Annotated in this window: 16 protein-coding genes and 1 pseudogene; 3 read left to right on the plus strand and 14 right to left on the minus strand. The window is 40.3% G+C overall.

The annotated features are described in order from the left end of the window. The 10 genes and pseudogenes from murC to mraZ all read right to left on the minus strand — a co-directional run bounded on the left by murC (position 1) and on the right by mraZ (position 12578). Positions 1-1377, minus strand: coding sequence for a UDP-N-acetylmuramate--L-alanine ligase (gene murC / locus J5A56_RS08360; RefSeq protein WP_021671231.1), 1377 nt, complete (start codon positions 1375-1377; stop codon positions 1-3). An 89-nt stretch (positions 1378-1466) separates the two neighbouring features. Continuing rightward, entirely contained in the window at positions 1467-2573 is a 1107-nt protein-coding gene (gene murG / locus J5A56_RS08365) for an undecaprenyldiphospho-muramoylpentapeptide beta-N-acetylglucosaminyltransferase (protein ID WP_036919147.1), read from the minus strand. An 84-nt stretch (positions 2574-2657) separates the two neighbouring features. Continuing rightward, positions 2658-3944 carry an FtsW/RodA/SpoVE family cell cycle protein gene (locus J5A56_RS08370; protein ID WP_021671233.1) on the minus strand — a complete coding sequence of 429 codons (1287 nt, stop codon included), beginning with the start codon at positions 3942-3944 and terminating at the stop codon, positions 2658-2660. A 75-nt stretch (positions 3945-4019) separates the two neighbouring features. Then, positions 4020-5354, minus strand: a complete 1335-nt coding sequence (gene murD / locus J5A56_RS08375; protein WP_211815597.1) for a UDP-N-acetylmuramoyl-L-alanine--D-glutamate ligase — start codon at positions 5352-5354, stop codon at positions 4020-4022. A 169-nt stretch (positions 5355-5523) separates the two neighbouring features. Next, positions 5524-6795: a phospho-N-acetylmuramoyl-pentapeptide-transferase gene (locus J5A56_RS08380; protein WP_036919150.1), complete on the minus strand. Its 1272-nt coding sequence runs from the start codon at positions 6793-6795 to the stop codon at positions 5524-5526. 58 nt (positions 6796-6853) lie between these two features. Beyond that, on the minus strand, positions 6854-8311 hold the full coding sequence (locus J5A56_RS08385; protein WP_021671236.1) for a UDP-N-acetylmuramoyl-L-alanyl-D-glutamate--2,6-diaminopimelate ligase: 1458 nt from the start codon (positions 8309-8311) through the stop codon (positions 6854-6856). A gap of 65 nt (positions 8312-8376) precedes the next feature. Then, a complete protein-coding gene (locus J5A56_RS08390) occupies positions 8377-10536 on the minus strand; it encodes a penicillin-binding protein (protein WP_021671237.1) in 2160 nt (719 codons plus the stop codon). 3 nt (positions 10537-10539) lie between these two features. Next, positions 10540-11133 (minus strand): FtsL-like putative cell division protein, encoded by a 594-nt coding sequence (locus J5A56_RS13760; RefSeq protein ID WP_021671238.1) that lies wholly within the window; start codon positions 11131-11133, stop codon positions 10540-10542. After that, positions 11134-12069: pseudogene (gene rsmH / locus J5A56_RS08395) on the minus strand (16S rRNA (cytosine(1402)-N(4))-methyltransferase RsmH); the annotation flags it as partial. It abuts the gene before it with no gap. 23 nt (positions 12070-12092) lie between these two features. Then, positions 12093-12578: a division/cell wall cluster transcriptional repressor MraZ gene (mraZ, locus tag J5A56_RS08400; RefSeq protein WP_021671240.1), complete on the minus strand. Its 486-nt coding sequence runs from the start codon at positions 12576-12578 to the stop codon at positions 12093-12095. Positions 12579-13324: 746 nt separating this feature from the next. Here mraZ and J5A56_RS08405 point away from each other — a divergent pair. The 3 genes from J5A56_RS08405 (at position 13325) to J5A56_RS08415 (ending at position 17665) form a co-directional block, all read left to right on the plus strand. Continuing rightward, entirely contained in the window at positions 13325-14152 is an 828-nt protein-coding gene (locus J5A56_RS08405) for an acyltransferase (RefSeq protein WP_021671241.1), read from the plus strand. 80 nt (positions 14153-14232) lie between these two features. Beyond that, positions 14233-15231 carry a GNAT family N-acetyltransferase gene (locus J5A56_RS08410; RefSeq protein WP_021671242.1) on the plus strand — a complete coding sequence of 333 codons (999 nt, stop codon included), beginning with the start codon at positions 14233-14235 and terminating at the stop codon, positions 15229-15231. Between the two features lie 244 nt (positions 15232-15475). After that, positions 15476-17665 (plus strand): glutamine synthetase III, encoded by a 2190-nt coding sequence (locus tag J5A56_RS08415; RefSeq protein ID WP_021671243.1) that lies wholly within the window; start codon positions 15476-15478, stop codon positions 17663-17665. Between the two features lie 1074 nt (positions 17666-18739). On the opposite strand, the gene J5A56_RS08420 is transcribed toward J5A56_RS08415, so the two are convergent. From J5A56_RS08420 to bcp, 4 genes are all read right to left on the minus strand, one after another. Continuing rightward, a complete protein-coding gene (locus J5A56_RS08420; RefSeq protein WP_021671244.1) occupies positions 18740-19840 on the minus strand; it encodes a helix-turn-helix domain-containing protein in 1101 nt (366 codons plus the stop codon). Positions 19841-20065: 225 nt separating this feature from the next. After that, positions 20066-22222, minus strand: coding sequence for a helix-turn-helix domain-containing protein (locus J5A56_RS08425; protein WP_021671245.1), 2157 nt, complete (start codon positions 22220-22222; stop codon positions 20066-20068). A gap of 792 nt (positions 22223-23014) precedes the next feature. Then, complete coding sequence (locus tag J5A56_RS08430; RefSeq protein WP_021671246.1) at positions 23015-23926, minus strand: TIGR02757 family protein; 912 nt, start codon at positions 23924-23926, stop codon at positions 23015-23017. A gap of 129 nt (positions 23927-24055) precedes the next feature. Then, positions 24056-24511, minus strand: a complete 456-nt coding sequence (gene bcp, locus J5A56_RS08435) for a thioredoxin-dependent thiol peroxidase (RefSeq protein ID WP_021671247.1) — start codon at positions 24509-24511, stop codon at positions 24056-24058. Positions 24512-24645: the final 134 nt, after the last annotated feature.

Consider the following 24645-nt stretch of genomic DNA (forward strand, 5'->3'; position numbering starts at 1 on the left):
TTACTTCTTATTGAGTATCTCTGCAATCTCTGGTACGTAATTATCAAGATTACCAGCACCCAATACTACAAGTACGTCAAAGTCTCTTGACTTAACAAAGTCTAAGACATCGTCCTTCTGAATCATCTGCTTCTCAACGTTAGGTTTGAGATTATCGTAGATGAGCGAACTTGTAACGCCTGGGATAGGCTCTTCTCGAGCAGGATAAATCTCAGTCAACACCACTTCATCGAAATGACTAAGTGCATCAGCGAACTCCTTATAGAAGTCACGTGTTCGTGTATAGAGGTGTGGCTGGAAGATTGCTGTAACTTTTCTGTCAGCATAAAGTTCTTTTAAGCTCTTCGCACTCTGCAGAATCTCCTTTGGATGATGTGCATAGTCGGAAAGGAATACATGGCGGTCATTCTTTATCTTAAAGTCGAAACGACGGTCAACACCCTTGTATGTCTTCATACCATTGCGAAGCTCTTCTGCCGTACAGCCATTGAGTTGTGCCATTGCCATTGCTGAGATAGCATTTTCGATGTTGATAGGAATTGGTTGACCAAGCTCCACATCCTTGATGTTCTCGATAGGAGAAATGAAATCGAAGGTAATTGTTCCGTTTTCAATTCGTACATTCTCTGCATGGAAGTCGCCTTCATCACGGCTATACTCATAGATTCTTACACCTTCTTGTACGTTTGGTTCCATCTCTAATCCTTTACGGATAATAAGTACACCACCTGGTTTGATGAGTTCTGTATAGTGACGGAAACTCTCAAGGTAAGCCTCTTTTGTGCCGTAGATGTCCAAGTGATCAGGGTCAGTAGAGGTGATAACGCTCATCCAAGGGCGTAGCCAATGGAAAGAACGGTCGAACTCATCAGCCTCAATCACAACAAAGTCGCTGTGGTCAGAGAGGATATAGTTCGTGCCATAGTTCTTAGAGATACCTCCAAGGAAGGCGTTACAATCCAAATGGCTCTGATGCATAAGATGTGCGCACATTGTAGAAGTCGTAGTCTTTCCGTGTGTTCCAGCAAAGCAAAGACCCTTATGCGTTCGGGTGAGTGTGCCGAGAACCTGTGCACGTTTCTGAATCTCAAAGCCATTCTCTTGGAAATAAACCAGTTCTGCGTGGTTAGAAGGGATTGCAGGAGTGTAAACAACCAATGTTGAAGATGGTTCTTTACACGCAGCAGGGATAAGTTGAACATTCTCTTCATAGTGAATATTCATTCCTTCTTTCTCCAAAGTGTGAGTAAGTTCAGATGGAGTCTTGTCATAACCTGCTACTATCAATCCTTTATGAAGGAAATAGCGAGCAATAGCGCTCATACCGATGCCACCTGCACCTACGAAGTAAACTGATTTAATATCATTGAGTTCCATGTGTTATATATTCTTTTTCTTTCTATTATTTTGGGATAGAACCATGTTCTACGACAGTCTCTTTAAACCCTATCTGTTGTAAGATAGCTTTATCCCTTAATGAGTTTGATTACCTCGTCAGCAATAATCTCAGCAGAGTTCCTCAACCCCATCTTCTTTACATTCTCACTTAGACTTGTTAGCTTTTCGTCATTTCCGATGGTTTCGAGGGCGAGCTTTATCAAGGAGTTAGGTGCATCAACATCCTTTACGCAGAGAGCAGCATCTTTGTTGACCAATGCCATTGCGTTTTTCGTCTGATGGTCTTCTGCCACGTTTGGACTTGGAACCAAGATAACAGGTTTTCCAATAAGTTGGAATTCGCTGATAGAGCTTGCACCAGCACGACTGATAACGAGGTCAGCAGCTTTATATGCGGCTCCCATATCGCTGATAAAGTCCATTATCTTTAAGTTTGGAAGTTCCTTCCCTTTCATGGAATCCAATATCTGTTGATGATAGAACTTACCCGTTTGCCATATGAATTGAACGTCTGACTGCTTGATTAAATCAAGGTGTTCGATGACAGAACGATTGATTGTTCTTGCTCCAAGGCTACCACCAACGAGGAGAATGGTCTTTTTGTTAGGCTCCAAACCGAAGCTCTCACGTGCCGCTTCAACAGAGAGTGGAGTAGAAAGAACGTTCTGTCGAACAGGGTTACCCGTCATAATAATCTTATCAGCAGGGAAGAAACGTTCCATACCTTCGTAAGCAACGCAAATCTTCTTCACGCGCTTTGACAACAGTTTGTTTGTGACACCTGCGTAAGAATTTTGTTCTTGGATGAGACAAGGGATTCCCATCTTTGCACACTCATAGAGCGTTGCACCGCTGGCATAACCACCAACACCCACAGCAACCTGTGGCTTGAAGTCTTTTATAATCTGGCGAGCCATGCGAAGACTCTTCCATAGTTTGTAAAGTACTTCAATGTTCTTTAGCTTATTGGCACGATTGAAACCTTTGATAGGTAGACCTTTGATCTCATAACCAGCCGCAGGAACACGTTGCATCTCCATACGTCCATCAGCACCAACAAAGAGAATCTTTGCTTCTGGGTGCTTAGCCTTGATGGCATTGGCAATTGAAACAGCAGGGAAGATGTGTCCTCCTGTGCCGCCACCGCTGATGATAATTCTTAATTCCTTGTCCATTTGCATCTTCTTTATAACCTACAAAGGTAATCATTTTTTTGTCTTCTTTCAACTTTCAGCTTCCTTTTTATTCTTCTCTGTAAATTAGGCTGTTACGTGTGAAAGTTTCTGTGAAGGCATCTTGTCTTCTTTCTTCTTCTTTGCCGAACGACTTACGCTGAGTATAACGCCTATATAGACGCAGTTAATGATGGTCGACGTACCACCTTTACTGATAAGTGGGAGTGGTTGTCCTGTGACAGGTGCTAAACCAACGGCAACTAACATGTTGAATAAAGCCTGTGTAACCAGGAGGAAGGCGATACCCATAGCGAGGAAAGCAGGGAAAGAATTTTCACACCGGTTGGCTATAATTCCAGTTCTGAACAGAAGGATAATATATAGGAGTGCCACAAAGATGGCTCCTTCGATACCTCCTTCTTCAATGATAATCGCATAGATAAAATCAGAGAAAGCCTGTGAAAGGAAGTCTCTTTCATTTGAATTTCCTGGTCCTTTACCAAAGACATCAGAAGAAGCAATTGCAATGTTTGCATGTGCTACCTGTGCATCTTTATCTAAGTCGTAGTCTTTTGGTGCAACGTATTCGTTGTTAAAGAACTTTTTAATACGTGCCTTCCATGTGTCAGCACGGTGTAGTGTTTTGCCAATGAAACCTGGTGATTCCTCCTGCCGTACAGCATTTGTTTGTTCAGTAAGATGTTGTTTGGCTGATATCTCATCGTCAACTTTCTTGTCATCTCCTACTAACATTACCATGGATAATACAACAACACCAATCAAGGCGATGACGCCTATCAAACGTCCTAATTGTTTGATAGGAACTCTTCCCACCAGCATCATTAGAAATACAGTTAATCCGATGAGCATTGCTGTGGAAAGGTTCTCAAAGAGAATCAGGAAAATCATGGCACTGGATAAAAGCATGATGTATTTGAACGCTTTTCGGTCTGCTCCATGTTCAGTTTGCATTGCGCTAAGTATCTGTGCTATCGCTAATACCAATGCACCTTTCCCTAACTCTGAAGGTTGGAACTGAATACCTGCAAAACTAATCCAACGACTTGCTCCATTCGTACTTTGTCCTGCCACAAGTACCCAGATAAGCATTAGAAAGGACATGACAAGTATGATAGGTGTGATGAGTTTGAAGTATCGACATTTGATGTTCAGTACAACAACCATCAAGGCAATCCCCACAATAAGGATGCTACAATGGTAGATGATAGGACTCCAGTAGTTTCCTCCAGTATACGACAGTGAACTTGAGGCTGAGTATACCTCAATAATACTGATGACACAGAGGAAGAAAAATATCATCCAGATTACCTTGTCTCCTTTGAATATATTACTGAGTGATTTATTCTTCATTGTTTTTTTGTTCCTTATGGGATTTATTAGCCCAATTAGCCCAATTTTAGTCTTATTAGCCCAATTAGCCTCTTCCTACAAAGCTCTTACATAATTCTTAAACTGCTCGCCACGGTCCTCCATATTCTTGAAAAGGTCGAAACTTGCGCAGCATGGACTTAAGAGAACTGTGTCGCCAGGTTTGGCTAACTCTGCACATGCAGCAACACAATCCTTCATTGAGTGAGTGTCACGGATAGGGATGCCAAGCCCGTCAAAGTTGTCATGGAGCTTCTTGTTGTCTGCACCAAGATAAACAATACCTGTACACTTCTGTTTAACTAAGTCCTTAATGCTATCGTAGTCGTTTCCCTTGTCTTTTCCGCCAATGATGAGGATGGTTGGTGTACGCATGCTTTCAAGTGCATACCAGCATGCATCAACATTCGTAGCTTTTGAGTCGTTGATGTATTGTACACCAGCAACTTTGCATACCTTTTCAAGTCTGTGCTCAACACCAGGGAAATCGCTTAGGCTCTTGCGAATGCTTTCTTTCTTAATACCGCTGATGTTTGAAGCGATACCTGCTGCCAAAGAGTTGTAGATGTTGTGACGACCAGTGAGCGAAAGGTCCTCCTGCTCCATGTTGAATGGTTCTGGTTGCTCAATCGTGTATTCACCTTCTTCGATGTAACCAATGCTACCATTCTCTTTCAGTTCCGAGAAAGGATAGCATACAGCATGTACGTCATACTTCTCAAGTTCTTTCTTAATAACAGGGTCATCGTTCCAATAGATGAAGCTATCCTCCTTGGTTTGGTTCTGAATGATACGCATTTTTGCATCTGCGTAATTCTCAAACTTATAGTCATAACGATCCAAATGGTCAGGAGTGATATTAAGAAGGATGGCTATGTTAGCACGGAAGTCGTACATATTGTCCAGCTGGAAGCTGCTCAGCTCGATAATGTAATACTCGTGTGGATCTTCTGCAACTTGCAAGGCAAGACTGTTTCCTATGTTTCCTGCCAATCCTGCATCGTAGCCAGCATCCTTGAAGATGTGATAGATGAGACTTGTTGTAGTAGTCTTACCGTTACTTCCTGTAATACATATCATTTTGGAATTGGTATATCGCCCTGCGAACTCAATCTCACTGATGATATGTGTGCCCTGTGCAATGAGCTTCTGAACCATCGGAGCTTCTTTAGGAATACCAGGACTCTTGATAATTTCATCAGCATTGAGAATCTTCTCTTCCGTGTGCTGTCCCTCTTCCCACTCTATACCACGGTCATCAAGCATCTTCTTATACTTGTCCTTAATGGCTGACATGTCAGAAACAAAGACATCGAAGCCCTCTTTCTTTGCCAATACGGCTGCACCGGCACCACTCTCACCAGCACCAAGTATTACTATTCTTTCATATATCTTTCCTTTCTCTTGCTTATGTAATGTTTTTGTTTGCTGGCTGCTTACCTCTCTTCGAGTAAACGGTTACTCGTCTTTCTGGTAGTACTCAGCTGTGTGGTGTTTTGCATGAACACCAATTGTGCGAACGCCCCGCACATATCGTGCTAAGACCTCGCACGCCTCGTGTTTATCTTATCTTAAGTGTGATGATAGTCATTGCTGCGAGGATAATGGTTACGATGATAAATCGTAAGGTAATCTTACTCTCATGCACTGCACCGTGTGGTTTCTTCAATAGATACTTACATTCAGGGTCAAGTTGACTATCCTGTGTTCGGAAGTTGTCATGTATTGGTGTTCGCTTGAAGATACGTTGCTTAACGCCTTTATGCTTTCCTAATTTGTAGTACCAAACTTGTACGATAACACTTAAGCTCTCAACAAAGAATACTCCACAGAGAATAGGGAGTAATAATTCTTTATGAATAATGATAGCACCTACTGCAATGATACCACCGATTGTAAGACTTCCCGTGTCGCCCATGAACACTTGTGCAGGATAAGTATTGTACCAGAGAAATCCTATCAATGCTCCGATGAATGCCATGAAGAATACAACTAATTCCTCCGAGCCTGGTATATACATGATGTTTAGATAGGCAGCATATTGTATATGACTACTTACATAGGCCAATATACCCAATACGACACCTATGACAGCGGAGTTGCCAGCACACATGCCGTCCATTCCGTCATTAAGATTCGCACCATTAGATACAGCCGTGACAACGAAGATTGTCATAAGGACAAACAGAATCCAGCCGCCAGCAGTCTTGTACTTACCTAAGAAACCTACAATTTCTGAATAATCAAGATTATGTGATTTTACAAATGGTATGGTCGTCTTCAGGGTCTTCACAGCTTTTGCTTCATGTTTGATGACGACTTCCTTCCCATTCTGATTGGCTACCTCAAGGTTCAAGTTGGCTTTGACATCTGGAGATGCCCAAAGAACCAAGCCAACGATAAGTCCGATGGTTACTTGTCCGATAATCTTATATTTACCCTTCAGTCCTTCCTTATCGTGCTTGAAAATCTTAATGAAGTCATCCATTCCGCCGAGGAAACCCAACCAAATGGTAGTGACAATCATCAGGAGCAGATAGATATTACGTAATCTACCTAACAAGACAACTGGAATCAAAAGGGCAACGATGATGATAATACCACCCATTGATGGCACACCAATCTTTTTGACACCAAATGGGTCAATCTGTGCATCTCGTTGTACCTCTGTAATCTGCTTTTTCTTGAGGTATTTGATAAACCGTTCTCCAAACCATGCAGAGATAACCAGTGCCAATATCATTGCTAAGATAGAACGGAAACTGATGTAGCCCCACAGGTGTGAGCCACTAATGCCGAACTGGTCAAGCCAACGGAAGATATAGTATAACATGTTATTTCTTTTTTATATTGTTCTTACGATTGGGGATAGCATATCTATTTTATATAGATTACTTGATACCAAAGATTTCACGGATAACCTCATGGTCATCAAAATGGTGCTTTACACCATTTATTTCTTGATAGTTCTCATGTCCCTTACCCGCAACAAGGATTACGTCGCCCTTCTGTGCCATCATTGCTGCGGTGCGAATGGCTTCCTTACGGTCAGTGATGGTGAGAACCTTCTTGCGCTGTGTTGTATCAAGTCCGGCAAGCATATCATCGATAATTGCCTGTGGCTCTTCATCACGTGGATTATCACTTGTAAGGATAACCGTATCGCTTTGCTTAACAGCTTCCTGTGCCATTAAAGGACGCTTGCCCTTATCACGATGTCCACCAGCACCACAAACTGTAATAACACGACCGCCCTTGTTGTCAAGTACGTCATGAATAGCAGAGAGAACATTCTCTAATGCGTCAGGTGTATGTGCGTAGTCAACAACGGCTGTGAATCCTTCTGGCGATTGGATTGGCTCTAATCGTCCGTTGACACTCTTCAGTGTGCTCAATGCAATGAGAATTTCTTCAGGCTTTTTACCTAACATGATTGCCGTGCCATATACAGCAAGTAGATTGCTCACATTGAACTTACCAATGAACTGAACGCCTACCTCTTTGCCGTTAATCTCGAGGTACATACCCTCAAAATGGCACTCTAAAATCTTTGCACGGAAGTCTGCCATACGCTTGATAGAGTAGGTTTTGATTGTAGCCTTGCAGTTCTGGACCATCACCATACCGTTCTTATCATCGGCATTGGTGATTGCAAAAGCATTCTTAGAGAGTCCATCGAAGAACATCTTCTTTGCATTGCGATAGTTCTCGAAGGTCTTGTGATAGTCGAGGTGGTCACGTGTAAGGTTTGTGAAGATACCACCAACAAACTCTAAACCACCGATACGGTGCTGTTGAATAGCATGGCTTGAACATTCCATAAAGGCATATTCGCAACCAGCTTTAACCATCTTCGCAAGAAGACAATTCAGCTCTATTGGGTCAGGAGTAGTGTGACTTGCTGGAACTTCCTCATCATTAATATAGTTGCATACGGTAGAGAGTAAACCTACCTTGTATCCAAATTCACGGAACATTCTATATAATAAGGTTGCGACAGTAGTCTTACCATTTGTTCCTGTTACACCAACGAGTCTCAATTTGCGCGAAGGTTCTCCATAGAACATCGTGGCAACCTTGCCCGCCTCTTCTTCTGTTGAAGCTACTTGAACGTATGTTACTTTTTCATTCAGGACCTCAGGCATGTCTTCAAGTAAGATAGCTACGGCACCTAATTCAATTGCCTTATTGATAAACTTATGTCCATCAACCTGTGTTCCTTTCATTGCGATGAACAGATGGCCGTCCTTAATCTTACGACTATCAATGTTCACATCTTTAATCTCAACGTCTATATTACCCTGGCTGGCAATCACCTTGACGTTTTTGAGTAATTCGCTTAACTTCATATCTTTGTTCTATTCTTGTTCTTTATTATTTAAGAAACGGTTTTTTATCTTTGTAAGGAGAATGTTTATCCGAACCTGAGTTCGCATCTCATTCCCTTTTTAACCTTTTCTCCAGGCGTAACACTTTGTTGTATAACTCGACCTCTACCTGTGATAACCACTTTGACTCCATGTTTCTCCATCAAGTAGACAGCATCACGTGCTCCCATTCCGTGGACATCTGGCACAATATCTGATTTTGGAACTCGTTCCTTTTGGAAGGTTATTGATTTTCCTTTTTCTAATATGTTTCCCCATATAGGATTGCCGAAAGGATAGGCTCCATTCCAACCATTGGTAATATTGAAACCGAGCGCATTGAGCACATAGTCGGTTGCAAGCAGGTTACCAGTCTTTGCTGTCGGTATAGTGTGTGATGAAGAATCACGTGCGTCAGTAACATTTAACTTCAGATTTTGTGCCATAATTCCTTCTGCAATGTGATGGAATACAACGCCACTCATACCACCTCCTGATGCTGGTAGTCCAGTCTTTTGTATGCAGACAATACAGCTATAACGTGGTTTGTTAGCTGGGAAGAAGCCTGCAAAGCTGAGGAGATAACTGGTTCCTCCGCTTTTGTAGCCTAAAGCTCCCTTTGACATCTGAGCAGTACCCGTCTTTCCCGCAACAAGGAATTTGTCAGAGCCTGCTTTCTTGCCAAGTCCTTCCGATACAACTTCCGTCAGAATACGTGTGATTTCTGTTATTGTATTCTCTTTTGCAATGCGTTCCTTTATAACCTGTGGGGGATTGTTATAGATGACTTTTCCATCTTTTACAATTTGTTTCACAAAGCGAGGGCGCATCATTTTACCTTTGTTAGCGATAGCATTATAGAAGGTAAGGGTTGATATTGGCGGTATCTGCGTTTCATAGCCAATACTCATCCATGGAAGAGCAGTGGCACTCCAATTCACATATTGACCACGACTATTCTTGCGTGGCATGCGAATCTTTGCAGGAGAATAACCAACGATAGGAATGTGTAAGTCTGCTGCGAGCCCCAAATCATATATTCCCTGAACGAACTTCTCTGGGTTCTTGTGATAGTACGTGTCAATGATACGGCTAACACCGATGTTTGAACTGTACTTTAAGGTCCAAGGTAACGTTAGCGTTCCATATCCGCCACGTGTCCAGTTATGGTCCTTCATGTCTCGTCCATACATATTCCATACACCACTTCCAGTCTGTACGGTGTACATTGTGTCTACGACCCCATCATCGAGAGCAGTCATGATAGAAGCTGTCTTGAATACAGAACCAGGTTCTAATAGGTCGCTCACAGCATGATTCTTGACCTCTCTATATTCTCCATCACTACATTTATCTAAATTGACAATAGCCTTCACGTCACCAGTAGCAACTTCCATCACAATGGCGACACCTACGTTACCATTTACAGTAGGGTCTTTTAGCTCATCTAAGAGCGCACGTTCAGCCAAGTCTTGCATGCTAACGTCAATGGTTGTTATGATATCGGCACCATCAATTGGCGGTGTGTCAGTGATATCAAGGAACTTGTTACGAACCTTGCGACGGTGAATAATACCATTTGTACCACGGAGGATAGAATCGTATGACAGCTCTAAACCACAACGAGCAGTGTCCTTTGCGCCGAACATATCACCAATCGTTCGCTGTGCAAGTGAGCCGAACGGGCGCCGGCGTGCATTGAACTCATCCCAATGGAATCCACTTCTATATTTTGAAAGGTGGAAAATGGGGAGACTCTGTATTTCCTTGAATGTGTTATAGTCAATACGTTCGTTCCATATTGCCCAGTGCTTGCTTTCCTTATGATAACCTTCCATGAGATGCTGTTTGAAATATGCAGCTGACTTCTCTGGGAAGATGTCGTTTAATCCTTTGCTGATATAGTTAATGCTATCAATAAAAGCGGTGTCATTTCCTGCCTTTTTGAGCGCATTGAAGTCCATATATACCTTAAACTCTGGTAAAGAGCTTGCCATGAGCTGCCCATTACAACTGAGGATGTTACCTCTGGTTGGCTTAACACTCACACTATCTTTCTTCTGAGAAGCGGCAACCTCCATCCAGTAAGCTCTACCTGCAGTCATGGTGTAGATAGTCTTACCTATAACAGCTACAGCTATAAGCGACATTACTATCGCTATGCCACTGTATCGGGGTATTATCTTGTTATTATCAAACTTGCTCATATCCTATTTCTCGGGTACATCTATAATATAAGGTGGACGGTCTGACATCTTTAGCACACTGTCCTTTCTTGTTTTTAAGATTTCAAGTATATGACTCTCACGTGTCTTCTCGGTGAGTTGGCTACTACTTGATAGTGCACGATACTTAGCGTCTTCTAATTCATTATTTAGCTTATCAATTTCAATGAGGTACTTCTGCACACTGTATCGATTTGATATGTAGACGATGGTGAAAATTACGATAGTAATCATCAGCCAGATGTTGTTGCGAAAGAATCGTGCTGAGAGAATATCACCACCCAAAATCTTTCTAAGGGTGAAGTTTGATGATTGTGGTTGCTCGTCTTCGCGGGCTTGTTCCTCAATAGCAGCTTTTATCTTTCTTACTTCTGCCTCTTCTTCTATTCTCTTCTCTTCCTCTTCCGTTAGTGGCGTCGCAGCTTCGTCATTGGCAGTTGCTTGTGGTGTGTCTTCAACAGCCTCTGCCATTATGAGTTGTTTTGTGACGTTTGTACTCTCTTCAGTGAAAACTGTTTGGTCTTCAGTGAGAGGATGCTCCGTCAGCATTGGGCTCTTCTTGTCGTTCTCGTCATTCATTGCTTTCTTTTCTGCTATTCTTAGTTTTGCACTTCGGCTTCGTGGGTTGCGTTCTTGTTCGTCGTTACTTGCAGTGATAACTTTATTGTTGACTAATCGGAACGGCGTTTCTATTCGTCCGAAGAAGTCTTGCTTCACTTTACCCTCTATATTTCCTGACTTCATGATGTTCTTTACCATTCTGTCTTCTAAGGAGTGGTAAGTGATAACCGATAGTCTACCGCCAGGACGTAGTAATTCGGTGGCAGCCATAAGCATCTCTTTTAGAGCATCCATCTCATGGTTTACTTCGATGCGAAGCGCTTGAAACATTTTTGCCATGTCTTTCTTTTCGCGTGCTCGTTGAAAGAATGGTTCAATGGGTGCCAGTAAATCGTTAGTCGTTTTATATGTTTTCTGTTCTCTTGCCTTAACGATGGCTGAAGCGATACGACGCGACTGCTTCATTTCTCCATAGAGATAGAGTATGTCTGCCAGTCGTTCTTCATCGTAGTTGTTGAGTATGTCTGCAGCAGTCATTCCTGCTCTTTTGTTCATTCTCATGTCGAGGGGAGCATCGAAACGGAAAGAAAATCCACGGGTCTCGTCATCGAAGTGATGGCTACTAACTCCAAGGTCAGCAAGTAATCCGTCTATGTATTCTATGCCGTAATAGCGCATCCAGTTCTTCAAGTATCTGAAATTGGAGCGAACGAAAGTGAAACGACCTACCTGTTCCTCACTTAAGTTCATACGGTCGATGTTCTGTTCGGCGTCAGCATCTTGATCGAAGCTGTACAGATGACTGTCTGCTTCTAAGCGAGAAAGAATCTCTCGGCTATGACCTCCGCCTCCGAAAGTTGCATCCACGTATACACCGTTGGCATGTAGGTTCAAACCTTCAATGCTTTCGTTGAGGAGTACTGGGATGTGGTAACATTCTGCGGTCTTAATCATGCTGTTGACTCTTTTGTGGTTGCTTATTCGTTGCTCTGTGATGTGGCGTCAAGCCAAAAGGCTTCTTCCATTCCCATGGTTTCTTCCATAGCTTTGCTGAATTCTTCGGCTGACATGAATGGCTCGCTGTCTTCTCGTTTTGCCCAAATCTCAATGCAATCGTCCATCCCTGTAAATCTAATCTGCTGGTCAATATTGGCCATTTTTAGATATCGTTTTGGAATTAGGAAGCGACCATTGCCGTCCAGTGTAATCATTTCTACATCGGTGACATACTGACGATAAATCATCTGGTCACGCCGACTCCATTGACTCAAGCGTTTGCGAAGAGCATCCATACGTTCGTTCCATACCGATTCTGGGTAGAGAACCAGACATGGTTCAAAGATATCTTTGCGCAATATCAGTGAGTCTTCGCCCGATGCGTTGAGCACCTTGCGGAAGACGGCTGGTAGGAAAGCTCTTCCTTTTGCGTCTGTTTTTGCTTCGATATTCCCTAAGAATCTCATGTCTATTTTTTATAAAGCTGTATTTGGCTTCAAAGTTACACATTTTTCCCCACATATCCCCACTATGCTCCACTATATTTTGTTAACGACTTCTTTTTTACGAATGTTAACACTCTGAGGGTTGTTTGTTCCCTCTTAAAAACTGGTTAAAATGATGTTCTTGTTTTCTGCTCTTAATTGGTGGTGTGAAAAGGATGATTTATGGTTTTGAAATATGTTTACAAATATTGATCCAAAAATGCTTTATTTTAACCCTAAAAACGCTATTTTGGATATCTTTGTAAGTGTTTGTAAATCAAGTGTTTGTAAAGAAGCGCGGGAAAGGATGCTTAATTCGACCCTTAAAGGGCGTTAGTAACACTTCAAAAGGGCATCTTTAAGAGGTCAATTAAGCCTTAATTCGAGTGCTATTGAGCCTTAGTAAATTTTGAAGTTGTGAAATATATTTACAAAGGTGGTTTGAAATAGAGGCAAAAACTTTCATCTTTTCTTCCTGATTTCTTCGGTAGATTAAAGACTTTATTTGTGTTTTAATTCTGATGATTGGTCTGTTTTAGATCTCTTTATGTAAAGTGGGGGAATGTAAAGAGAGTGGGACGTGATTTGTCTTTTGAGTTTTTATATCATCTGTTAAGTAAATTGTTGATTTGATTTTTTTCTATTCAAACCTATATTTTTTGCAAAAAAAGAGAGCTATTCCAAATCGTTTCGTTATTTTTGCACTTTGTTAGGAGAGAATTGAGCACATGAGTATAGGAATAGAGAAAACGATAGACATTGACAAGATTCTGAAAGATAAGATGGGAACGAAAGCAAGATTTGTCCCTTCTTTTGCCGTCAATTGGCTAAAACGTATCCTTCATGAAGACGAGGTAAATCAGTTTCTTTGGGATAGTCGTGGTTTGACAGGGACGGAGTGGCTCAATGAGTGTATACACTATCTTGATATGACATTGCAGATTGAAGGTTTGGAAAACCTTCCTGATAAGGATGATGGTAAGCTCTATACCTTTGTTTCAAATCATCCTCTTGGTGGACAGGATGGAGTTGCATTGGGATCTATTATCGGCAAACATTATGATGGTAAGTTTCGCTATTTGGTTAATGATTTATTGCTGAACCTCCCGGGCTTAAAACCAGTAAGTATTGGTATCAATAAAACGGGAAAACAGAGTCGTGATTTCCCTCGAATGGTTGAGGCTGGATTTAAAAGTGATAATCATATTTTGATGTTCCCAGCTGGATTGAACAGTCGTAAAATTGCGGGAAAGATTCATGATTTAGAATGGAAAAAAACGTTTATCACAAAGAGTGTGGAGTATCAGCGAGATGTTGTTCCAATCTTCTTTGGTGGACGCAATTCTGATCGCTTCTATCGTATCGCCCATTTCAGTGATAAATATGTCAAGAAAGTGAATATAGCTATGCTCTTCCTCGTTGATGAGATGTATAAGAATATTGGGAAGACATTCCGTGTTGTGATAGGAAAGCCAATCCCTTGGCAAACATTTGATAAGAGTCGTACATCGATGGAATGGGCAAAATATGTTGAAGATTTGGTTTATAAGCTATAACCGTTTGAGTTATTAACGATAGAACAAAGAGGCAAACCAAGCGATAAGATATAGAGAAAGAAAAAGATTTGATAGAATATATGGAAGAAGAAATCATCCAACCCATTAGCAAGGAACTGCTCAAAAGCGAGTTGACTCCTGAACGGATGCTTCGTATGACTAACAAAAGTCACAATGAGATATATGTTGTGACCGCTAAAACAGCACCAAACGTCATGAAGGAGATTGGACGTTTGCGCGAGATAGCTTTCCGTTCGGCAGGAGGTGGTACGGGCAAATCGATGGATATCGATGAGTTCGACACGATGGAGAATTGTTGCAGACAATTGATTGTATGGAATCCTGAAGCTGAGGAGATTATTGGTGGTTATCGTTATATCTTTGGTAGTGAGTGGAAGATAGGGAAGAATGGTCAGCCTGTGGTAGCAACAAGTCACATGTTTCATTTCTCAGATAAGTTCATGAGAGAGTATGCTCCTTACACAGTAGAGTTGGGACGTTCGTTTGTTTCATTGGATTATCAGAATGTTCGTAAGAATTCTAAGAGTATCTTTGCACTGGATAATCTTTGGGATGGACTTGGAGCGTTGACGGTTCTATATCCTGAATGCAAGTATTTTTTCGGTAAGATGACGATGTACCCTTCTTATATCCGCCGGGGAAGGGATATGATTCTTTACTTTTTGAAGAAGTATTTTGATGATAAGGATAACCTTATAATCCCGATTAAACCGTTGAAAATTGATACTCCAACGACAGAGTTGGATGCACTCTTTCAAGGAAATGGCTTCAAGGAAGACTATAGGATATTAAATCGTGAGATACGTGAGCTGGGATATAATATCCCTCCTTTGGTGAATGCTTATATGAACCTTTCTCCAACCATGAAACTCTTTGGTACAGCGATCAACTATGGGTTTGGTGATGTTGAAGAAACGGGAATCCTCATTGCTGTTGATGAGATTTTTGAAGAGAAACGTATTCGTCATATTGAGAGCTTTGTAGATGAACATCCTGAAGCTCTGAAGATTACAAGTGGTGCTAACAATGTTATTTACAAGGAAAAAGAATTGCAATAAATCATTAGGATAAAATAATAAAAGAAAAGGCAGATAATCTTGTGTTATACGGATTACCTGCCTTTTCTTTTATTATTTTTGGTATCGAAAGGGATACATATCCAACAAAAAACAACTTATTGCCTTAACCTATATCTAAATTTTATTTAATCATTTATATAGAGAATAATATCCTTAAATACTTTGCCAGATAATCCGAAAATAATTAATTTTGCATTCGGAACTTTCATTAAAGGTAAATAATATGGCAAATTTAAGATTCGGAGCTGTCGAGGAAGCATTTAAGAAACGCCCTTTAGAAGTCAAAACACCAACAGAACGTCCAGAGCACTTCTATGGTAAATACGTCTTCAACCGTGCGAGAATGTACAAGTATCTCCCTGTGGATGTGTACCAAAAACTGATAGACGTCATTGACAACGGCACACGATTAGACCGTTCTATCGCAGACGCAGTAGCACAAGGCATGAAGAAATGGGCAGAGGAACATGGCGCAACTCACTACACTCACTGGTTTCAACCCCTTACAGAAGGAACAGCAGAGAAACATGATGCCTTCGTTGAACATGATGGTAAAGGGGGAATGATTGAAGAATTCTCAGGAAAACTACTTGTTCAGCAGGAACCTGATGCCAGCTCTTTCCCTAATGGAGGAATCCGTAACACCTTTGAAGCACGAGGCTATTCAGCTTGGGACCCTACAAGTCCTGTATTCATCATCGAAGACACACTTTGTATTCCTACAATATTTATATCTTATACAGGAGAAGCACTTGACTACAAAGCCCCACTATTAAAATCACTCCACGCTGTAAACGTCACAGCAACTAAAGTTTGCCAATACTTTTATCAAGATGTAAAACAGGTTCACACCAATCTTGGCTGGGAACAAGAATACTTCCTTGTAGACGAGGATTTGTACTTTGCACGCCCTGACCTTATGCTTACTGGGCGCACACTGATGGGGCATGATTCTGCAAAGAACCAGCAGATGGACGACCATTACTTCGGAACCATCCCTGAACGCGTGCAAGCATTTATGAAGGATCTTGAGATACAAGCACTCGAATTGGGCATACCTTGTAAGACCCGTCACAATGAGGTAGCACCAGGTCAGTTTGAATTAGCTCCGATCTTTGAAGAGTGTAACCTTGCAGTAGACCATAATATGCTACTGATGTCACTTATGAAGAAGGTTGCCCACAAACATCGCTTCCGTGTCCTTCTACATGAGAAGCCTTTTGCTGGCGTTAATGGTTCTGGTAAACACAATAACTGGAGCCTTAGCACAGATAATGGAATTCTCCTCCATGCTGCAGGAAAGACATTCAACGATAACCTCCGTTTCGTCGTCTTTATCGTAGAAACATTGATGGCTGTCTATAAGCATAATGGGCTTTTGAAAGCATCCGTGATGAGTGCTACGAACGATCATCGCCTTGGAGCAAACGAAGCCCCACCTGCTATCATCTCATCTTTTCTCGGAAGACAAATCAGCGATCTTCTTGAACATATAGAGAAGTCTGATAAAGAAAATATCTTCAACCTTAGTGGAAAGACTGGTTTGCGGATGGATATCCCTGAGATTCCAGAATTACTTATCGATAACACCGACCGTAATCGCACATCACCATTTGCCTTTACTGGTAACCGCTTTGAGTTCCGTGCTGTTGGTTCTGAAGCCAACTGCGCATCAGCAATGATAGTCCTCAACACCGCTATGGCTGAAGCCTTGCAGAACTTCAGTGAGCGAGTGGACACATTGGTTGCGAAAGGAGAAGACCAAACATCAGCTATCATAGATGTTCTTCGTGAAGATATCAAGACCTGTAAGCCTATTCACTTCGATGGAAACGGATATTCTGAAAGCTGGAAGGAGGAAGCAAAGAGGCGTGGACTCGATTGTGAATCAAACTGTCCAAAGTGTTTCGATCGCTACCTTGACGAAGATGCTATTAAGATGTTTGAGTCGATGAACGTGATGAAACGCAATGAATTGGAGGCACGCAACGAGGTAAAATGGGAGATATACACTAAGAAGATTCAAATTGAAGCACGCGTCATGGGCGATTTGGCGATGAATCACATAATCCCTGTAGCAACTCACTACCAAAGTCAGTTAGCGAAGAATGTGCAGAATATGGTCAATATCTTCGGAGATGTAGAAGGTAAACAGCTCAGCGAACGAAACATTAAGATTATACGTGAAATTGCTGAACGCACCAATATCATCGAGGCAGGTGTTGAAGAACTTGTCAATGCACGCAAGCAAGCCAACAAAATTGAAAGTCAACGTGAAAAAGCAATCGCTTATCACGACACAATAGCTCCTAAGATGGAAGAAATACGCTATCAGATTGATAAGTTAGAGTTGGTCGTCAGCGATGAGTTATGGACACTTCCTAAATATAGAGAACTGCTCTTCATCAGATAATAAACTACGATTTCATCGATATAAAATACTTGTTTCTTCTTCGCATTAGAAGTAAAGAGAAGCAAAAGAATTGACTCTGTAGGAAATGATGGTGGAATTATTTAATTGATATTTTTACTTTCATTTGTATCATGGAATAAAATTGGCTCTTCAAGTATTCGAGGGGGATGAGTTTTGTTTCGTGATTTTAGAACTTTAAAGAATGGGCACACGGAGTCACAGCACGAACAGAGGTTTGTTAAATACAAAGTCATCGTGGGCAAAGAGACACTGCTGTGATGTGGCTTTTAACTCCGTGATCTCCCTTACTCTGTGTGCCATATTCTGTGTGTCATATCATGTCAGGAGGCTTACTTTCATCACTTCATATCTCGGAAGAATCAGCAAAGTATTTATATCAATTAGCCGATTTCGTTTTACCGAGTATTCCATAAACTAAATTTCCTGTCATTCCTGTCATTAGTAGTAGACGCTTAACTTGTTATATTACAGTAAGATAAGTAAAATGTTAAAAGTGACAGCAGCTTAAAACAAAACTATTCTTGTATTTTGTGTAATAATATCTGTCTTATTTGGGAATACTTATAATCCCAAACTTTGGAAGGCTTTTTATAATTAGCTTTTTGCATACCTATTTCCTCACCTTTTTCCTACTGTACCCTCGACATATGACAAAGATAATCAATAGAACCCCCACCTTAAGAGTAATTCTTTATAAAAAGAAAAAGTGTATATCTGCTCACGCAGACATACACTCAGCCACTTAACTAAATAACTCAAAAAATTATTTGACTCAAAAATCATTAGGCTATCTTCTCACGAGGACCATCCTAATTAGTTTAATTTGACTATTAACTTACTAATAACTATTTAAACGTAATTTGATTGCTACTCAAGAAATATCTTTAATTGACTTTACAAAGATAGTTATTTTTTGAAAAAATGATATTGTTGCAAACAAATTATATTTGTTATAAGTCATTTTTTTTATTATAACTACCTTTTTTGTCTTTCTTAATTGTCAAATTCCCCCGATTTCATCGATTGACATTTGTTTTTAGAGGAATCCTCTTGTTAATCCTCTTTTGTGTCGCTAAGATTCTTTCTGTAAATGGTTGGAGCCACTCCAAATCTCTTTTTGAAGGCTTTACTCATTGCTGCAAGGTCGTTGTAGCCACACTCGTAGGCTATCTCTGATATGTTTTTGTTATCGTTTGTGAGTAACTCACGACAATGGAGCATACGACATTCGCTTTGCCATGACAGAAAAGTCTTGCTGGCAAACTCATAGATATAATAGGAAAGAGCCGCGGTTGGTATTCCAATAGACGCTGCAGCCTTTTCCATTGTAAGCTCATTATCAGCCAATGGGAATGGTTCTTGATGGAGCCATTGGTTTATCTTCTCTTTAATCGAGTTGCCTTTGTTATAGTTTTTTGATTCTAAAATCATAATGTGTTTGTGCTGATTCACACAGAAACGTGTGGTTGCAATGACGGCTAAAATAATACCGATCTTTAATAAGGCATGGAAGATTACAGAGGGCACAAGCTGCCCAATGGTTATCATTGTTAGGAGTAATCCTATACTAAAATATATGGTGTTGCGTCTCTCTACACCTCTAATGTCTCCATTTTCTTCGATGACTTGTTGCTTGTATTTACGTTGTTGTTTTACAATTTCTGCAATCATCAAACTTTTACATAGGATAATTCCCGCTGAAAAGGTAATGCGCATCAATGCTTGTATAGGCATTGAATGCTTGAGTTCGGCTATTAGCTGATTGTAATTCTGAAAGTGATATATCTCTCCGTTCAGTGCGAACATAATCTGTGGAATAAGGAGTGATAATGGGAACAGGTTATAAAACAATAATGCATACTTGTTTTTGTAGAGCTTTCCATTACTGAATGTCGTACAAGTAATGAGGAAAGACTCCCAAAGAAGATACAAAGATAATATTGAAGGAACGCATAATATCTCGGTTTCATCGCTTTTATTCCGTAAAAAATGACAGCAAAGATATAAAAGAAGTAGACTGTAGTCCAGTATGATAATTCTACGCTTAAACACGAGCGGACTACTCGGAGACTTCCAATATATCATTGCAATGATGGCAAAGCATATAGCCGAAGCAATAATAGCTGCCAATGAGGTCGCATAACTTAGTATCATGATATATTTGTGTTGTTGTCTATTACAAAGATAATTAAATGCTCTCAGTAACCTTGTTAGTTTTTGTTTGTTAAGGTTTGTACTGGGATTTTCTGTTATATGAAAACGTTCCAAAGGTTATTTTATTTCATGGGATCTTTATTTTTGAGTATTTTAGATAGTTTTATTATCTTAAATTGCAGGAAAACTCCACTTTTATAGGGTTGAAAAGGTTTTCTTTTGTTTTTAAGTTATCATTGTCTTCATTATTAATCGTATGTCATTATAGGTTATGTCAGAAGGGCATAATTCTTTAATAGGAGTCATCCCGTTCTCTATTCCGACTGCTTTAATTATTCGTTTGATGATGTTGATTTTCTTTTCTTCTATTACTTCTTCAATCTTTATTTCTCCATTTAGGATATAAGGTACAAGGTGTCCTTGAATTGTTCCTTGTGTCAACCCACGCTCTTGAGCAATCTCCTCAACGTTTTTTCCTGCTTTGAAAAGGGCATAAGTATGTTCATAAGTGCTTATCTTTTTTTCTTTCGTCTTCTCTTTCTCTTCTTTTCTCCTTCTTCTTTTTCTCTCGGTTTCATCGGAAATATTATTGAGAATTGCCTTCTGTTTTGCCGTGAGATAGGTTGTGATAGAGAAGCCATCTTCTATTATGTCTTCCAGTAAGTCGTGCTTTGCCTGATAGGTCTGCTTAAGTTCTGTGTAAGCGTTGTCGAAGCGTTTATTTCCAATCTTATTGTTGCTCTGCACCTCCTTGGTTAATTCTATCATTCGACTGAATATTTCAGTTAACTCACTATGGAAGTAAAGTGCCCCTTTCTTTATTCTCTCCTTGAAGTCCTCTTGGTGAAGTTGGTCAGTAGTCATCTTTCTGATAAGATTTTCCCATTTCATCGATACATTTATGATGCGCGTCTCTAAGTCAGTAAGCGCCATCTTGTGGAGTGCATTGATTTTTGTGTATTTGAAGAAGAACTCTGATAGGACCTTAAATAGAGCGTTTTCATAGGTTTTAATCTCATTGAAGTTGAATAATTCAATGAGTAGTTGTCGATGATATTCCTCTTTTAGCATGGGTAATGCAGAGATACTCTTTCCTGCTTCTTCTGTTTGATGCGAGATGTACTCGCTGACCCGATTGTCATTTATAATCGCAGTCTTACCAATAGGTGAAGCCAAAACCAGTCCTTCTAAGGTTTTACATCGACTCAAGGCAACGTATACCTGCCCTGAAGCGAAGGAGGATTGAGCATCTATAATGGCGTGCTCAAAGGTTAGTCCTTGGCTTTTATGTATGGTGATTGCCCACGCCAAACGTAGTGGATATTGTTTGAAAGTTCCCTGTACCTTGGCTTCAATTTGTTTTGTCTTTTCGTTCAGGGTATATTTTGTGTTCTCCCATGTCTCAACTTCAACCTCAAAGTCCTCTTCATCTCCTGGGCAAAGAACTGATATCTTCTCGTTATCAACATGCGTAATGTGTCCGATTCGTCCGTTATAGTATCGTCCGTTGTTATCATTACGGATAAACATTACCTGCGCACCAACTTTCAGTGTGAGGTTGAAGTCTGTCGGATAGTTATATTCTGGGAAGTTTCCTTCAGTTTCCGCACTGAAGGTATAGGCTTTTGCAGGGAGGTTTCGGAGTTGGTCTTCGTTATAACTCTCTGCCATCCTGTTGTGTGTTGTCAGTCGGATGTAATCGCTTCCCTCTTTAGGTTGGAAGGTCGGATCGTATCGTTCGTTGAGTCGTTGAAGGTCTTCTACTGAAGTTTTCCCCTCTCTTATGTTATTAAGTAAGGTGATAAATGTTTCGTCTTGTTGTCGATAGACGTGCGTCAACTCAATCGTAACATAGTTGATACTACGTAATGCTTTCGACCCAAAGAAGTAAGGCGTATCGTAATAGCTCTTTAACAGTTCTTCTTCCTGAGGAGTTACAACGGGTGTGAGCTGTTGTAAGTCACCAATCATCAGTAGTTGTACGCCACCGAAAGGTTTGTTTGGCTCTCGAAAACGACGTAGAACAGAGTCTATGGCATCTAAGACATCAGCTCGCACCATACTAATCTCATCAATAATAAGCAAATCAAGAGTACGCATAATCTTGCGTTTCTCTTTGCTATAATCAAATCGGTTCTTGATGTTAGTGTTTGGTACGAAGGGAGATAGTGGCAACTGGAAGAAGGAATGGATTGTCATGCCGCCTGCGTTAATAGCAGCTACGCCAGTTGGTGCAACAATAATATTTCGTTTATTGCTGCGTTCCTTGAGTGTGCGAAGGAAGGTCGTTTTCCCTGTACCAGCCTTTCCTGTGAGAAAAATACTTATCCCTGTGTGTTCTACAAAGTCCCACGCATTGCGTAATTCTTGGTTTTTCTCCATTCTTATGTGTAATTTTGCTTGCGGCAGACAAAGTTAATTCAAATATTTGAGAAAAACAAATGATATTCATTTGATCTATATCAGTTGGCTTGACTCATAGTAATAAAAATGTGTATTATTAACATCATTGCTAATATATTTTGCCCAATTTTTTATTTATGCTTAACTTTGCACTCGTAATAAAGGATAACATATATATAAACGAGGGGACAGTGGTGCCCCCATTAAAGGTAAAAAGATTATGATTTCAGTAGTATTATCAGCTGTTGTAGTAGCAGCATTAGTAGCAAAGGCAGTTAGTTTGAATAAGCATATCACTGCCTAATTTTAGAAAGTAATTTAGAAATTTGAGAGTAGTAATAGTTTCCCGACTTCGTTTTGAGCGGAGTTGGGAATTTTTATGTTCGACTTTTCAAAGCCCCTTGTTTTGTTTGTAAGGTTTTTATTTCGGTTTTAAGAAATACTATTTGTATATGTTTGGTGCGAAATAACTTTACAGAAAGAGTGTGAAAAAGCGTGGTTACTTAATGAAAAATACTCAAATTTTGTTCCTTTGTAACTCGTTTATAATCAGTGTAATACAAAGATAGTTTGTAAAGGGTGCTTAGTAAGGGTTCAAAGGGGCGTTAGTAAGGGTTCAAAAGGGCATCTTTTAGAAGCCAATTAAGGGTTAATTTGTGTCTAAGTAAGCCTCTTTGATTTTTCAAGATTTGAATTTTTATTACAAAAGTAGTAAAAGAAGCAAGCCCTTTCTCTAACATTTATGTCGTTTATGAAAGTGGGAGATTTGTGCTATTTCTGATTTACTCCATAACCAAAGAGAGCAAAGTCGGCTTTTAATGGGTCGTCTGGGAAAAATTCTAAAAGTTTATCCGTAAGCTTTCTGGCAACCGACATGGAAGCTGTTTTGCTCGTAATAAGACCTAATTGAAGCGATTGTTGTATGACGTGGGTGTCAAGTGGAATGATGAGCGAGCGTTGATGGATGAAGTCAGACCATATACCAAGGTCTATGGAAGAGTCTTTGCGAACCATCCATCGCAAAAACATACAGACACGTTTGCAGCTTGATGTAGTGCTTTTAGGTACAATTCCTATCGCTTCATGCTTTAGGAAGTAGTCGCAAATAGCTTCAATAGCAATAATTGCATCCGTTTGTGGCTTCTCATTATTCAGATTAGCATAGTTGCGAATGTAATTTTCCATATCTCCATACTCTTTATACATCGTTTGTAGTGCATGGAGAAGATTACGTATCATAGCATTGGTATATAACCGATAAAAACATTGGTCATTATCGGGAATATCCAGAGCGTATCTTCCTGTTCTTATCCATTCGTAGGGTTCACTTCGTGAACAATCGAGAAGATATTGTATGCGTGGTAAAAAGACTTGTCGTGAACCATAGCTGAGACAAGAAGCAATGAAAGCTATTGTTTCTTGATTTCTCTTCCCAATAACTTGGTGCATAAACCATGAAGGGTCGCCATTGAGAAAAGAAGTGGTCTCGTATTTGTTGGCAAGGGTAAGGAGTCTTTTTCGCAAAGACTTCACTTCCGTATCTTTATAAAAAGACCTCACTGGCACTTTCTCTCCTGTTGAGGAGGGAAGTGGTTGGTGAGGTTTCTTTGTTTTCTTAAGATTTTTGCTGTTAATGCTTTTAATCTTTGCTTTCTTATTACTTATGTTTTGGAGTTTAGACATAGCTGCTGTGTTTCTGTTATCACATTTCTTTTTGTAGAGAACTGTTTTTTACCCTTTTGTTATTACTGTTCTCTAATCTATGAGAACGTGTTTTCGTTTGTTCGTTACTATGTCTTTATGTAGCAAGAATTAGTTTTCTGCAAGAATCTGTGCAGCGTGATCCTTTGTCTTAATCTGCTTTGGACCGATGATTCGCTCAATGACCCCGTCTTCGTTGATGATGAAAGTAGTGCGGAAAGTCCCCATGTAGGTACGACCATACATTTTCTTTTCACCATAAACACCGAATTCTTTAACAAGTTTAAGATTGGTATCAGCAATGATAGGGAAAGGAAGATTGTTCTTTTCGATAAACTTTTTGTGTGACTTCTCATCTTGAATACTTACTCCGATGATGACATAACCCTTTTCTATTAGTTCATGATAGTTGTCACGGAGGTTGCAAGCCTGTGCTGTACACCCTGCTGTTAAGTCTTTCGGATAGAAATAAAGTGCAATTTTTTTGCCCTTATAATCGCTCAACTTAATTTCTTTCCCATCCTGGTCAGTACCCAAAATTTCTGGTGCTTTATCTCCTACGTTCATAATTCTTTCTGTTTTAAGTGATGATTTATCTGTACGCAAAGATACTGAAAAGAAATGAAAAGGTTACAGATTTGGATGATAAAGATTCTATAAATTAGGTTTTCTGTCATGAATAGCATGAGGTATGAGATGTT

This window comes from Prevotella melaninogenica (assembly GCF_018128065.1).
Classification (GTDB): domain Bacteria; phylum Bacteroidota; class Bacteroidia; order Bacteroidales; family Bacteroidaceae; genus Prevotella.